Source organism: Ancylomarina sp. 16SWW S1-10-2 (genome assembly GCF_009669305.1).
In the GTDB taxonomy this organism is placed as follows: Bacteria; Bacteroidota; Bacteroidia; order Bacteroidales; family Marinifilaceae; genus Ancylomarina.
Genome location: NZ_SADB01000001.1, coordinates 251,522 through 266,136 on the forward strand (window position 1 = coordinate 251,522; position 14,615 = coordinate 266,136).

14 protein-coding genes and 1 riboswitch are annotated in these 14,615 nt (G+C 34.0%); of the genes, 5 read left to right on the forward strand and 9 right to left on the reverse strand.

What is annotated here, in order from left to right:
- Positions 1–58: 58 nt before the first annotated feature.
- The 4 genes from EMN46_RS01165 to EMN46_RS01180 all read right to left on the reverse strand — a co-directional run bounded on the left by EMN46_RS01165 (position 59) and on the right by EMN46_RS01180 (position 4,064).
- The gene (locus EMN46_RS01165; protein WP_154198836.1) at positions 59–718 is read right to left on the reverse strand and encodes a phosphoadenylyl-sulfate reductase; all 660 of its coding nucleotides are present in this window, start codon (positions 716–718) and stop codon (positions 59–61) included.
- Between the two features lie 112 nt (positions 719–830).
- On the reverse strand, positions 831–2,345 hold the full coding sequence (locus EMN46_RS01170; RefSeq protein WP_154198837.1) for a Gldg family protein: 1,515 nt from the start codon (positions 2,343–2,345) through the stop codon (positions 831–833).
- A gap of 12 nt (positions 2,346–2,357) precedes the next feature.
- A complete protein-coding gene (locus EMN46_RS01175) occupies positions 2,358–3,083 on the reverse strand; it encodes an ABC transporter permease subunit (RefSeq protein ID WP_154198838.1) in 726 nt (241 codons plus the stop codon).
- 51 nt (positions 3,084–3,134) lie between these two features.
- A complete protein-coding gene (locus EMN46_RS01180; protein WP_154198839.1) occupies positions 3,135–4,064 on the reverse strand; it encodes an ABC transporter ATP-binding protein in 930 nt (309 codons plus the stop codon).
- A 222-nt stretch (positions 4,065–4,286) separates the two neighbouring features.
- Here EMN46_RS01180 and hxpB point away from each other — a divergent pair, with 222 nt between their 5' ends.
- A complete protein-coding gene (gene hxpB, locus EMN46_RS01185; RefSeq protein WP_195715153.1) occupies positions 4,287–4,937 on the forward strand; it encodes a hexitol phosphatase HxpB in 651 nt (216 codons plus the stop codon).
- A gap of 93 nt (positions 4,938–5,030) precedes the next feature.
- Here the strand turns inward: hxpB and ribE are convergent, their stop codons facing one another.
- From ribE to ribD, 4 genes are all read right to left on the reverse strand, one after another.
- Positions 5,031–5,492, reverse strand: a complete 462-nt coding sequence (gene ribE / locus EMN46_RS01190; protein WP_154198841.1) for a 6,7-dimethyl-8-ribityllumazine synthase — start codon at positions 5,490–5,492, stop codon at positions 5,031–5,033.
- 72 nt (positions 5,493–5,564) lie between these two features.
- Positions 5,565–6,788: a bifunctional 3,4-dihydroxy-2-butanone-4-phosphate synthase/GTP cyclohydrolase II gene (locus tag EMN46_RS01195; RefSeq protein WP_154198842.1), complete on the reverse strand. Its 1,224-nt coding sequence runs from the start codon at positions 6,786–6,788 to the stop codon at positions 5,565–5,567.
- Between the two features lie 77 nt (positions 6,789–6,865).
- Positions 6,866–7,516 carry a riboflavin synthase gene (locus tag EMN46_RS01200; RefSeq protein ID WP_154198843.1) on the reverse strand — a complete coding sequence of 217 codons (651 nt, stop codon included), beginning with the start codon at positions 7,514–7,516 and terminating at the stop codon, positions 6,866–6,868.
- 25 nt (positions 7,517–7,541) lie between these two features.
- Positions 7,542–8,651 carry a bifunctional diaminohydroxyphosphoribosylaminopyrimidine deaminase/5-amino-6-(5-phosphoribosylamino)uracil reductase RibD gene (gene ribD / locus EMN46_RS01205; protein ID WP_229130233.1) on the reverse strand — a complete coding sequence of 370 codons (1,110 nt, stop codon included), beginning with the start codon at positions 8,649–8,651 and terminating at the stop codon, positions 7,542–7,544.
- Between the two features lie 119 nt (positions 8,652–8,770).
- Positions 8,771–8,885: riboswitch (FMN riboswitch) on the reverse strand.
- Positions 8,886–9,107: 222 nt separating this feature from the next.
- Between ribD and EMN46_RS01210 the strand changes: the two genes are divergently transcribed.
- The 4 genes from EMN46_RS01210 (at position 9,108) to EMN46_RS01225 (ending at position 12,944) form a co-directional block, all read left to right on the forward strand.
- Positions 9,108–9,839: a polyprenol monophosphomannose synthase gene (locus EMN46_RS01210; protein ID WP_368667477.1), complete on the forward strand. Its 732-nt coding sequence runs from the start codon at positions 9,108–9,110 to the stop codon at positions 9,837–9,839.
- A 180-nt stretch (positions 9,840–10,019) separates the two neighbouring features.
- On the forward strand, positions 10,020–11,360 hold the full coding sequence (locus EMN46_RS01215; protein WP_154198844.1) for a dihydroorotase: 1,341 nt from the start codon (positions 10,020–10,022) through the stop codon (positions 11,358–11,360).
- A gap of 83 nt (positions 11,361–11,443) precedes the next feature.
- Positions 11,444–11,944: a hypothetical protein gene (locus EMN46_RS01220; RefSeq protein WP_154198845.1), complete on the forward strand. Its 501-nt coding sequence runs from the start codon at positions 11,444–11,446 to the stop codon at positions 11,942–11,944.
- 46 nt (positions 11,945–11,990) lie between these two features.
- Complete coding sequence (locus EMN46_RS01225) at positions 11,991–12,944, forward strand: NAD(P)-dependent oxidoreductase (protein ID WP_154198846.1); 954 nt, start codon at positions 11,991–11,993, stop codon at positions 12,942–12,944.
- Between the two features lie 331 nt (positions 12,945–13,275).
- Here the strand turns inward: EMN46_RS01225 and EMN46_RS01230 are convergent, their stop codons facing one another.
- Positions 13,276–14,466, reverse strand: a complete 1,191-nt coding sequence (locus EMN46_RS01230; protein ID WP_154198847.1) for a deoxyguanosinetriphosphate triphosphohydrolase family protein — start codon at positions 14,464–14,466, stop codon at positions 13,276–13,278.
- Positions 14,467–14,615 lie beyond the last annotated feature (149 nt).

The following is a 14,615-nucleotide window of genomic DNA, read 5'->3' on the forward strand; positions in this document are numbered from 1 at the left end:
GGAAAAACGTGCCAATACAAATGGCTCATTTCGTATCTTGAATTTTGAGAATTCTAATTTATTTCTTTTTCACTACTAAGTCAGTATTCAACCCACATTCGGTTTTTTTCATACCAAACCAGCGGCTACCTCTATCATCTCCCATCGTCATTTTTCGAGTACAAGGTTCGCAGCCAATACTGTCATAGCCTTGCGCTTCGAGCGGATGATGTGGTAAATTCCATTCCTTCAAATACTGATAGATATCTTTTTTACTCCAATCTAACATGGGGTGAAATCGAATAACACCGTGAGGCGCTGGTTGTTCTATTTCCATAGCTTTACGCACAGCAGATTGATCGGCTCTTACACCATTAATCCACACATCATTATCAGCCAATACACTATCTAAAGGTTGAACCTTGTTTATATGACAACAATAATCGGGATCTGAGGTAAAAAGGAAATTTCCGTTCGCATCCTTTTGCAAAGACTTAGGAACATCAGATTTAGTATTAATAATATTTAAACCAAATTCGTTCGCTAATTGATCTTTATAAGCTATTGTTTCAGGAAATAAAAACCCTGTATTGATAAAATAAATAGGTATATCCTTATCAATACGACTTATAATGTGAAGTAAAACAATACTATGCGTTTGAAATGAAGAACTCGCAAACATACGTTTACCTTCACTTTTATATTGTTCAAGTTTTTGTTTAATTTTTTCGAAATCCATTCTCTATATTTTTCTTCTTCTGAGAGGTAAAGATACTACAATTTGGTTAAATTTATTTATTGTAAAAATCACAACAAAACTTAATTAATTACAAGAAACCGATAGAAGAAAGCTACTTCACAACTCCTGGCCTCATCAATCGACTTCGCTTACGACTTCTTTGTCGAAATTGAACTATACCAAGTAAAACAACGAGTAGTAGAGGAAATAAAAAATTGAAATATTTTATAAATAGAATTCTAGAATCTGATAATTCATTTAATGGACGAGATTGTACACCTTTAGTTCTTAAACTCATTAGTCCCGAATCATCACTCAACCAATCTACAGCATTTGCAATAAAGTTGATATTATCTGGCTGAATAGTAATTCTCTGTTTTCCTACTCCATTCACAATAAAATTACCATCTCCAATAACACAAAGACGTGCTTCTTGATCGCTAACAATAGGACCACGAAGGGGTGCGGCAACAGTTTCTCTCGGATATAAAAAATCAGATGGTCGCCAAACTTGACCAATATTAAAACTGACTGGAGCCTTAACTTTTCCAGACATTTTAGATGTCCATGCTAACTCTGTATAAACTAAAGTTGAATCTCCAACATAAGTTATTGGACTTGCAAATTGCAAAATCATGGCTTCAATACCATCTGTAATACTATGATCTGAAAAATCAGTAATCAATGGTAAGTAAGGAAAATTAACTTGCTGTGGATACGAAAAATAACCTTTCTCTTGAACAGTTACAGTACTACACTTTCTATCAACAATAAAGGCATCTTCAACTAAAATACCTTTTTTCTCTAACCACGTTTCAAGATTTGTATTTACTCCAACACCAATTCCATGATTTAGAATACCATTAACTCTATCGATACCTACAAAAATACCACCTCCTGCTCCTAAATAATTATCTAAACGCTTAAATTCTCGTGACGATATTTCCTCAAATGGAGACAGAATAATAATCGCCTTATAATCACTAAGATCCACATTCTTATTTAGGTTAATACGGTCTATATCATACAATACTGAAAGTTCCTTAGTCATTTGATCTAAAGTGGCCAACACAGGTTCTCCATGACCAACAATATAACCGATCTTAGATTTATCCCTAATGGTTAAGCGCTTAATCATGGTAGATAAATTATATTCCATCGCAATTCCAGGATGAATTAAAGGAATGGTTTCCGATTTATCACCAACTTGAATAACAAGTCCTAGAAAGACCTTCTGTACCTTTACTTGGTCTTTTTCTCTAACTTCTAATGGCACCGGATGAATGCCTACTTCTATGGCCTTCATTTCTAATTCTTCATTAGAATTAGGGTTAACTTCTTCGATCTCTATACGCTTGCTACTATGCTTATTATATTCCGTAAGTAAATGCTTAAAATCACTAATCGTTCGACTGATATCAGGAGGTAAATCTTCGGAAATATATAATGTTATAATGATAGGATCTTTGACTTCCCTCAGAATTTTTTTTGTCTCTTTATCAAGTGTATATCGCTTATCTGCAGTAAAATCTACACGAAAGAAGATATACGACGACACAATGTTTAATAAAATTAAACATGAAAGAACGACAACTAAATGAACTATAATATTATTTTTAAATCTCATCTATAAATTCTTTTAAGCATTCAAATTACGAGATACCAAAATTTCTTTTGAAGCATACAAACCAAAAAATATCATCGAAAAGAAAAATATAAAATCCTGAAGATCAAAAATTCCTCTTGATATCGATTCAAAATGCGTAAACATACTTAAAGAACTAAAAAAACTGCCCATTACACCTAAGCTTGAACTTGCAATAGTTTCGAAAATCTGGTGAAAGAAAATACCAATAAACAAAGTACTTAGTAAGGCAATGATAGGACTATCGCTTAAACTAGAACAAAATATCCCTAAAGAGATATAACTCATACTCATCATAAGTAAACCAATATAACCAAGTATAATTGCTGGATGATCAACAGAACCAATAGACCACAAACTGATATAATAAATAACGCTTGGAGCCAAAGCCATAGATATAAGAATAATAGTAGAGGTAAATTTCCCTAGAATAAGTTGCCAATAAGTTATGGGTTTTGTCAACAGCAACTCCAAAGTTCCACCTCTTATCTCCCCCGTTAGCGATCGCATGGTGAGAGCAGGTATAAAAAAGAAAAGTGACCAATAAGCAACTTTAAAAAAGATATTTAGATTTGCTTCTCCTATAAAAAAAATATCATCACCATATATCCATGTGAAAAAACCACTAAAACCCAGGAACATAATGATTAAAACATAGCCCATTAAAGAGGCAAAAAAACCTACCAACTCACGCCTAGCTATTTGTAAAATTTGATTCATATGAAAAGTTGAATTAGAATTTAAGATTAATACTAATTATATTCTAGATCTCTACTGAGTTGTTAATTCTCTAAAAATGTCTTCAAGCTTTGTTTCAACAGGAGTTAACTCTGTTATATAATAATTATTTGCAACACAAATATCGAATATAGCTTTCACCGATGACATATTGGGATACGATTGAACTTCCAGAATTTGACATTCAAAATCTAAAAAATCTACAGTCTCAACACTTTCTATTTCCATCAACTTTTCAAAGATATCATTGATTTCGCCTCCTGCGATACCAACTTTTAGAATTTCACTTCCTTGTGCCTGCTTTCTCATCTCTTTTGCAGTACCATCTACCACAACTCGACCATTATTTATAATCAAAATACGATCGCATGTAGCCTCTACCTCAGCAAGAATATGTGAACTTAGTATAACCGTCTTTTCCTTTCCAATTCTTTTAATTAATTCGCGAATCTCCACAATCTGATTGGGATCTAAACCAGTTGTTGGCTCATCGAGAATTAAAATATCTGGATCGTGGATTAAAGCTTGTGCTAAACCAACTCTCTGTTGATAGCCCTTCGATAATTCTCTAATAAGCTTATGTTTCTCTCCTTCCAAACCACACACCTTAACCATATCGAGCAATCGCTCTTCAATAAGATGCTTGGGAATATCATGTATTCTAGCAATAAACTCAAGAAAATCTATGATGTTCATATCCTGATACAAGGGATTGTTCTCAGGTAAATAACCTATGTGTTTCTTAATTTTTTCAGGATGTTCATGAATGGAGTAACCCCCTATCTTCACATCGCCTTCTTCTGGCAATAGAAAACAAGAAAGAATTTTCATTGTCGTTGTTTTACCAGCGCCGTTAGGTCCCAAAAAGCCAAGGACTTCTCCAGCCTTTACTGTAAAAGAAATATCATCAACTGCCTTTTGTGGGCCGTAACGTTTAGTAAGATGTTCAACTACAATATCCATAGAAAATAATGATGGTTTAAACAAAATTAAAAAATTACCTTCCGCTTAAACATAAACGGCCTATGTTTTAACATAGATTAACGATGTAACTTTTCCTTTCGTTAAATAAAGATAATAGAATTCCTATCAAGAGCATGCAATATAATCAAATCGTAAGCACATCGGCTCATGTCAAGAATATTGTTGCTACTTTTGCATTCAATTAGAATCAACACAAATAGAATGATTAAAGCTGTAATTTTTGATATGGATGGGTTATTAATTGACTCAGAACCATTTTGGCGTCTAAGTCAGAAGAATACATTCTCTAAACGAGGCATAAACTTATGCATAGATGATTTCGAAAGTTTCATGGGAAAACGAATTGACGAAGTATTAGATATTATATTTTCAAGATTTCCTAATCAGGTTGAGACGCAAGCAGAAACTGCTGAACAAATTATTGATGGAGTTATTGATCTTGTTATGGAAAAAGGTCTTGCTTTACCAGGTGTTGAAAAAACTCTAAAAGAATTAAAGTCTAAAAATTATAAGATTGCCTTGGCTTCGTCATCACATCTAAGAATAATTAAAGCCGTTCTAAAAAAACTAGATCTTGAATCGTATTTTGAAGTTGTTCATTCAGCTCAATTTGAAGAATATGGCAAACCTCATCCTCAAACTTTTATATCTACAGCAAAAATGCTTGATGTTTCGCCATCAGAATGTTTAGTTTTAGAAGATTCATTTCATGGTGTAATAGCAGCTTTGGCAGCGAATATGAAATGTGTTGCGATTCCTGATACAAATGCAAGTAATCTCAAACAATTTGTTGTTGCCGACCAAGTATTGGAAAGTATGGAAGATTTTTCAATTGAAAAGCTAATCGACTAAATGAAGTTTGATATATAAAAAAGAGCACCTAACTTATTAAGTAGGTGCTCTCTCATTTTTTTGTGAGTGTGAATCAGACAAAAAATATCTTTATTAAAACTGCTTCAATAGGTTAGCCATTTCAATTGCAGATACTGCAGCTTCAAAACCTTTATTCCCAGCTTTTGTTCCCGCACGTTCAATTGCTTGTTCAATGCTATTAGTAGTTAAAACACCAAATATTACGGGTACTTCTTGATCCAATGATACAGCAGCTACTCCTTTAGTTACTTCACCAGAAACATACTCGAAATGTGGTGTAGATCCTTTGATTACAGCTCCTAAACAGATAACTGCATCATATTTTCCAGATTTAGCCATTTTTTTAGCAATCAATGGAATTTCAAATGCACCTGGAACCCAAGCAACATCAACATCATCTTCCGAAGCACCATGACGCTTAATAGCATCAATTGCACCTTCGAGAAGTTTACCTCCAATAAATTCATTGAATCGTCCAGCAACAATACCAAACTTTAAACCTTCAGCAACTAACTTTCCTTCAATTATATTCATTTCCTTGAGATTTTGGATTAGAGATCTATAATTGGAATCCCCCAACCTAGTATCTGAAATTTTATATTATTTTTATTTATTTACTTGATTCCATTTTGCATCCTGATGTAAAAGGTGTCCCATTTTTTCCATCTTAGTATGCAAGTAAAATTCATTCTTTTCCTGGCAAGTCATTTCAATTTCTTCACGACCTACAACTTCAAGATTATAACCTTTTAATCCTGATATTTTCAAAGGATTATTAGTCATTAGCCTTAATTTTCTAACGCCTAGATCAGATAAAATAGCCGCACCAATACCATAATCACGAAGATCAGCTTTGAAACCTAGAGCTATATTTGCTTCTACAGTATCCATTCCTTCATCTTGTAATTTGTAGGCCTTAAGCTTATTTATTAAACCTATTCCTCGTCCCTCTTGACGCATATATAATAAAATACCTTTTCCTTCTGCTTCGATACGACGCATGGCTTCTTGCAACTGATCACCACAATCGCAACGTAATGAACCAAAAGCATCACCTGTTAAACATTCAGAATGCACACGAACTAACACCTCATCGTCAATATTTATTTCTCCTTTTACAAGTGCAATATGATGCTCTCCTGTAATTTTATTAATATAACCATGAGCTTTAAAATTACCATATTTAGTAGGCATTTCTGTTTCGGTAATCTTCTCAATCATCGACTCAGTCTGACGACGATATTCAATCAAATCAGCAATAGTGACCATTTTCAAACTATGCTTTTTGATATACTCACTCAGTTGAGGTACACGAGCCATAGTACCATCATCGTTCATAATTTCACAGATAACACCTGCTGGATACAAACCTGCCATACGAGCTAAATCAACAGCAGCTTCGGTGTGACCAGCACGAACCAAAACCCCATTTTTACGAGCTACCAATGGGAAAACATGCCCTGGACGTGTAAAATCTTCAGGTTTTGCATTTTTATCAAAAATCTGCTTAATAGTATGTGCTCTTTCATGAGCTGAAATACCTGTTTTACAATCGGCAGCATCAATACTTACAGTAAAAGCAGTTTGCTTTGCATCTGTATTTTTTTGCACCATCATGTCAATATTCAATTCATCTAAACGCTCTTGAATAATTGGCATACAGATTAAACCTCCAGCCTGACGAGCCATAAAATTAATTGCCTCTGGTGTCACCATTTCAGCTGCCATTAACAAATCACCTTCATTCTCACGATCTTCATCATCAACCACCACAATCATTTTTCCGGCTTTGATATCTTCAATCGCTTCTTCAATGGTATTAAATTTCATCTTGTATAGAATTATATTGTTGTATTGTATTTTGATTATATCTGAAACTGACTTTACGCCAGTTCTTTATCTTTTATTTAGAAAAAACCATTCTCTTTCAAAAAATCCATACTGATATGGCTTTCCTCTTTTTCGTCATCCTTATGAAACATGAACTTCTCAATATATTTAGCCGTCATGTCGCATTCAAGATTTACAGTACTTCCAATTTTCTTAGAAACTAGTGTTGTATCATCCTGTGTTAATGGAATAATTGATACTTTAAATTGCTTATCGTCAACATAAGCAACAGTCAAGCTGATTCCATCGATAGCAATTGAACCTTTCTCAATGATATACTTAAGCATATTCTTTGGGGCTGAAATACTCACCCAAATGGCATTATCATCCTTAGTTTGAGAGATTATTTCACCCACACCATCGATATGACCACTCACCATATGACCACCCATTCTATCTCCTACACGAAGCGCTCTTTCCAAATTTACTGGAGAACCTTCTTTTTGTAAGTGAAAATTTGAGCGATTCATCGTTTCGGGCATCACATCGGCTGAAAAACTATTGGAATCTAAATCAACAACCGTCAAGCAAATACCATTAGTTGCAATACTATCTCCCAGTTTCACATCATCCATAATTTTATTAGCAGCAACAGTCAAACGAATTGAGTTACTACCCTTTTTCATGGCTTTTATATGTCCTATTTCCTCTATAAGTCCTGTAAACATTATCTTTTTGTATTTACTTTTATCCTTAATAGACTACATCACCAATAACTAATAAGTCATCAGCTATATTTTCAAAACGAATATTCTGCAAGTTCACTGCATCATTCATCTTTTCAATTCCTTTACCACCAACTGCCGTTTTCGCTTCGCTACCACCAATTATTTTTGGAGCAATATAAGCATGCACCTCATCAACTATTTTAGATTCAAGAGCAGCATAATTCAATGTCGCTCCGCCCTCCAAAAGAATACCATCAATTCCTTTTTCTCCCAAAATTGATACGAGTTGATTTAGATCTACTCTTCCAGCTTTATCGCCTACAACCAGCACTTCATTACCTAAACCTTCAATCTGATCAATTTTTGATTGATCTGCAGCAGCTGTAACTGCGACAATAGTTTTGGCTTCGGTAGTCGTATTTAATATTTTTGATTCCAATGGAATTCTAGCTTTACTGTCGACTACAATTCGAATTGGGTTTCTTCCTTTTTTATTTTCCTCCAAACGAGTCGTTAAAATTGGATCATCAGCAATCACCGTATTCACACCCACCATAATAGACATCAACTCATTTCTTAACTCGTGAACTCTTGCTCTCGATTGTTCATTCGAAACCCAACGTGAATCACCTGTTCTAGATGCAATTTTACCATCCAAAGTCATAGCCGTTTTCATAACGACATAAGGCTTCTTATTTTGAATAAACTTCAGAAAAACACGATTGAGTTGAGTCAATTCCGCACTTAAAAAATCAGATTCGACTTCAATACCATGTTCTTTTAAAAGCTTCGCTCCTCGACCAGACACCAACGGATTCGGATCTAATATTCCAATGACAACTCGAGCAATTTTATTATCAACTATTGCTTGAGCACAAGGCGGTGTTTTACCATAATGAGAACAAGGTTCTAATGTTACATACATGGTAGCACCTTCAACAGATTCCTTTGCTGAACGAAAAGCATTTACCTCGGCATGTGGACCACCAAAAATCTCATGATACCCTTCACCAATTATTATATCGTCCTTCACAATAACTGCACCTACCAAAGGATTGGGGTTTACGCCACCACATCCTTTTTTAGCTAGATTGTAGGCTAAGTGCATGTATTTATAATCTTGATCTGTTCTCAAAATAAAATCGGTTTTAAACAAAAAACAAAAAAGCCCTGAATAGCATAACTATTCAGGGCTTAATAATATTATCGACCAAAGGGAATACCCCAATGGAAACATCAATCAAATTGAATGCTTGTTTTCTTCTACCATCCAGACTCTACTGTCGGTACTGGAATCACACCAGTTCAATCTTTCGATTCGCGGACTATCACCGCCGGTCGGGAATTACACCCTGCCCTGAAGAAACAATAAATATGTTGAAGCTGGTTTAACACCAATCTTCGATGCAAATGTATATTTAATTACTTAGATTTCACAGTAGATCAATAAAATTGATTTTAATCTTTAAAACATGTATCCTTTTTTTAAGATATCTATTTATCACTTTTTAACGTAAGCATAAGGCAGCATATCATTCAGAAATACTATATTCGTAGTGAAAATAAATTCTCAACTTTAAATTCTTTATTTGTGACTGATCGCATTGTTATTATTCCAACATACAACGAGAAAGAAAACATCGAAGCTATAATTAGGAAAGTAGTCTCTCTTAGTATTGATTTCGATATCTTAATTGTAGAAGATAATTCTCCTGATGGAACAGCTGATATCGTAAAGAATTTGCAGAAAGAATTCTCACAACTTCACATCCTAGAACGAAAAGGTAAATTAGGATTAGGAACAGCATACATTGATGGTTTCAAATGGTGCTTAGCCCGAGACTACAACTACATTTTCGAAATGGATGCCGATTTTTCTCATAATCCTGAAGATTTAATTCATTTACACGATGCTTGCGCCAATAAAGGTGGCGATTTAGCAATTGGTTCACGTTATGTATCTGGTGTAAATGTTGTCAACTGGCCAATGGGACGTGTATTAATGTCTTACTTCGCATCTAAATATGTGCGATTTGTAACCGGAATGAATGTACACGATGCCACTGCTGGTTTTATCTGTTATACCAGAAAAGTTCTAGAAACCATTGAACTAGATAAAATTCGATTCATAGGTTATGCTTTCCAAATAGAGATGAAATTTACAACTTGGAAATTTGGTTTCAATATTATTGAGGTACCAATCATATTTACAGATAGAACAGAAGGAACATCTAAAATGAGTGGTGGTATTTTTAATGAAGCCTTTTGGGGTGTTATCAAAATGAAACTTCGTAGTTACTTCATAAAATATAAAAGAGCCTAATTCCTTTTATCATTCTACTACATAAACACTTCTTCGTTTCAATTTATTAAATGAAGAAGTTTTTGGTGTATCCGCATTTTTTTTTACAGATCAAATACTTATTAAGACCAACAAATGATGATTTCCATTTCTAAATTCTTAATTTGCATATTGAAATTTTGAAACTATTAAACAACCACAATGACTACTCTACTGATTAAAAATGCCAAAATTATTAATGAAGGCAAACAATTTAAAGGAAGCGTTTTAATTAAAGATGATCTTATTGAAGAAATTTACTCAGGTGAACCTACTATAATAGAGGCTGATTGGAAAGTCATTGATGCTTCAGGCAAATTGTTAATACCAGGAGTTATTGACGATCAGGTTCATTTCCGTGATCCGGGAATGCCTCAAAAAGGTGATTTGTTTACAGAATCGAGAGCTGCTGTAGCTGGAGGAACAACTTCGTTTATGGATATGCCTAATGTAAAGCCTCAAACACTTACCCAGGAATTACTTGCTGAGCGTTATGAGTTGGGTGCTAAAAAATCATTAGCAAACTACTCATTTTATATGGGAGCCTCAAATACCAATTTGGAAGAAGTCATAAAAACGAATCCGAAAAATGTATGTGGAATTAAAATATTTATGGGTTCATCAACCGGTAATATGCTAGTTGATGATATAGAGACTCTTTCTCAAATTTTTGAAAAAGCACCTCTTTTAATCGCAACACATTGCGAAAATTCACCAATGATTGATGCTAATCTTGAAACATATCGTAAGAAATATGGCGACGATATTTCTATGGAACACCATGGTAAAATTCGATCGGCAGAAGCTTGTTATAAATCTTCATCAAAAGCAATTGAGTTAGCTAAAAAATACAACACGCGTCTTCATATCCTTCATCTTTCAAGCGGAATAGAAATGGATCTTTTTGACAATAAAATTCCCTCAAAGGATAAAAAAATTACTGCAGAAGTTTGTGTACATCATCTTAGATTCAACGATTCGGACTATGCGAGTAGAAAAGCTAGAATCAAATGGAATCCGGCTATTAAAACCGCTAATGACCAAAACAAATTGTGGGAAGCACTACTTGACGACCGCTTAGATGTAGTTGCCACAGATCATGCGCCTCATACTGTTGAAGAAAAGGATGGAAATTATATGCAAGCTGCAGGTGGTGGACCATTGGTTCAACATTCACTTGTTACCATGCTTGAATTTGCTCATCAAGGTAAATTAAGCTTTGAAAAAGTAATTGAAAAAATGTGCCATGCTCCTGCTGATATATTCCAAGTTGAAAAAAGAGGATATATTCGTAAAGGTTATTTCGCCGATCTTGTTCTTTTATCAGAAAATGAATGGACAGTAAATAAGGAAAACATCCTATATAAATGTGCTTGGTCGCCTTTCGAGGGTGATAGTTTTCATTACAAAGTAGAGCAAACTTTTGTTAATGGAAAACTAGTTTATAATCAAGGGAAAATTGACAATAATAGTCGTGGTAAACGATTAACTTTTACTAGATAAAACCGACTCAAAAATAAGGGTAATGATAATTCAATAGGATTATCATTACCTGATATTAATATAACTACCCCAAAATATTTATCATGAAAAAAGCAAACGCACTTCTATTACTAGCTCTGTTTGCTTCGCTTGCATTTCCATCTTGTGAGTCTCCAAACAGCAAAAAAAACAACCTAACTCCTCTTAACAAGGGAGTTACTATTACAAATCCAATAACTTATGAAGTTCTTATAAAGAATCCTGACATTGATGATGAATGGCAATCTAAATGTTTAGAGAACACCGATGTGAAATTGATGTCGAGAGATATTATAGGGGCTGTAATTAATGGCAAATTAAAAGCCTTTGATTATTACGACAATCATCAACTCTCAAAATCAGAGATAGAAGCTATTCTTAAAAAAAATGGTGACGAAAATCATATTGGCAATATTCAATTCAAAGAAGAATGGTATTGGGATAAATCAAGCTTTCAACTTCAAAAAAAGGTTAAATCTATCATGTTTGGCTATGAAATTCGTGAGGAAAACAATAAAGTTAGAGGATATAGAGCTAGTTTTGTAGTGAATTTAGGAAATGAGTAAGATGACCAAACCTCTCATCCTAAACATGACAAGAACTTAAGCAAAAATGAACAAAGATCAATTAAGAGTTTTATTTATAGATTCTACACACTCACGCTTACTTGAAATGCTGGAGAAAGCAGGTTTCAACTGCCAATACACACCAGAATTGAGTAAGGACGAAATGCTTGACATATTCGATCAATTCGATGGTTTTATTATTCGCAGCAAATTTACCCTAAGCAAAGCAGAACTTGACAAAGCTACCCGTCTGAAATTTATTGGTCGAGTTGGAGCTGGTCTTGAAAACATAGACGTTCCCTATGCCGAAAGTAAGGGAATTACTTGCTTTAATGCGCCAGAAGGAAATCGTGATGCAGTTGGTGAACACGCCTTGGGTATGCTTCTATGTTTGTTCAATAATCTTTGCCGATGCAATGCTGAGGTGAGCAATGGTATGTGGCGACGAGAAGAAAATCGGGGCTTAGAAATTAAAGGTAAAACCGTTGGTATTATTGGCTATGGCAACATGGGTAATGCTTTTGCACAACGCCTAAAAGGTTTCGGATGTAAAGTAATTGCTTACGATAAATACAAATTTGGTTATTCTGATGAGTTCTGTGAAGAAAAACAACTTCAAGATCTCTTCGACAATTGTGATATTCTAAGTTTACATACCCCTCAAACAGAAGAAACCATGTTTATGGTAAATGATGATTTCTTAGGCAAATTTAAGAAACCATTCTTCCTTATTAACACAGCTCGAGGCAAAATTGTAAAGATTTCTGATTTGGTTAAACACCTTAAAACAGGTCATGTTCGTGGTGCATGTCTTGATGTATTGGAATATGAAAAAGCCTCTTTCGAAGATTTACATGCCAATGAACTTCCCGAAGACTTCAAATATTTAATTGATGCCGAAAATGTTCTATTAAGTCCTCACGTTGGAGGCTGGACTCAGGAATCGAATATCAAACTATCAGAAGTAACAGCACAGAAGATTATTGATAAATTTGCTTAAATAGAGTCCCACTGATTATACGGATCTCCGCAAATGATATCCAATTGTGAAATCTCTTAAATACAAAAAAAGCTGTAGATAAACCTACAGCTTTTCAGTATTTCTGAAATCATTGCAACATAAAGGGCTTCCTATTGCAAGATTCCCTTTCCTAAAAGTTCCGCAAATTAGATCATTCCCCATAAAGTAGCAATTCTATCATCGGTTACGTCAACCCACCGTATGTTAGTGATCTTACTCACTCTGGTCGTGAGCTCACTGTTCTTCGAAACATGTTGGGCAGTTCCTGCCACACGAACGCTTAGTTGTTAGACACAGCTTTATTATTGTTTTATACTTTATAACCAAAACTATGAGGAATCATCACATCTTTAAATTCTTTATTAAAAAAATCATCGGTCATACCTGCAATATAATCACACACAATTTTAGGATTAGAATAATTTTTCAAATAGTCTTCATTCATATTTGGTAAATAAAACTTAGAAATTGAAGATATCCCTATCCCTGATTCCAAATCATTTAAGTAGATTTTAAAAAGTACATCAAACATATTCTTAATTTTCTCGTCTTGATGTGACTTTTTAGGATTTTGATAAATATTTTTAGTACTAAATTCATAAAACTCTTTTATCGCTTCAAACTTTTCATCAGATAACTTTATAAAGTCCTTACCGTAGCTATTGTTTATTATATCTAATGCAAAATTATTTATTATTGAAGCATTCGTGTTTCCAATTATGTCCGTAATAGATTTAGGAATATCAACTCTTTTAATAAGTCCTAGAGTTATGGCATCCTCTAAATCTCTTCCTATGTAGGCAATAACATCTGATATTCTCATGACACATCCTTCAAGTGTCATTGAAATAATTGATTTGCTTGCCCCTTTTACAGACCAACAGTTATTATATTCTTGGAAGAACCTTTCTTTTGTCTTAGAATAATCTGGTTTATATTCTTTCAACATTAGTTCACCATTATGGCAAAGAATTCCATCTAAAACTTGCAATGAAAGATTTAAACCTTCCCCTTTGTTTTCAAGCATCTGAAGTGCACGAACACTTTGTGCATTATGACAAAAGTGCTCCCCAGTCTGTTTATTAAGCAGTTCATCTAGTTTTCTTTCTCCATCATGACCATAAGGAACATGCCCAAGGTCATGACCTAATGCAATTGCATCAATTAAATCTTCATTAAGTGATAAAGCTCGTCCAATTACCCTTGCTATTTTGGACACTAATTGTACATGAAGTACTCTATGAGTTATGTGGTCATTTTCAAATAAATAAAAAACCTGAGTTTTATCAATATACCTTGTATAAGCTAGAGAATGGATAATCCTATCAGTGTCATGAAAAAATGCAGGTCTTATATTAGTTTTATCTGGCACTTTTCCTTCTTTAAACCTTTCTGCCTGATTACTGTAGCATGCATATTTAGAAAAAGTTTCATACTCACATCTGAGATTATTTTCTATTATCTCTTTGGCTATGTTCTCTTCTAAAACTGTGTTATTCATAATGGTAATTTGTGTCTAACTTATGACTAAAGAGCAATACACTTAGCCTGCTTATTTGTTATAAGTTGTTGTTATCCATCAGAATTACATCTAATGGACTTTTAATTTTTGCAAGAGTCTGATTCTTAGGATTTCTAAATTTACGAATT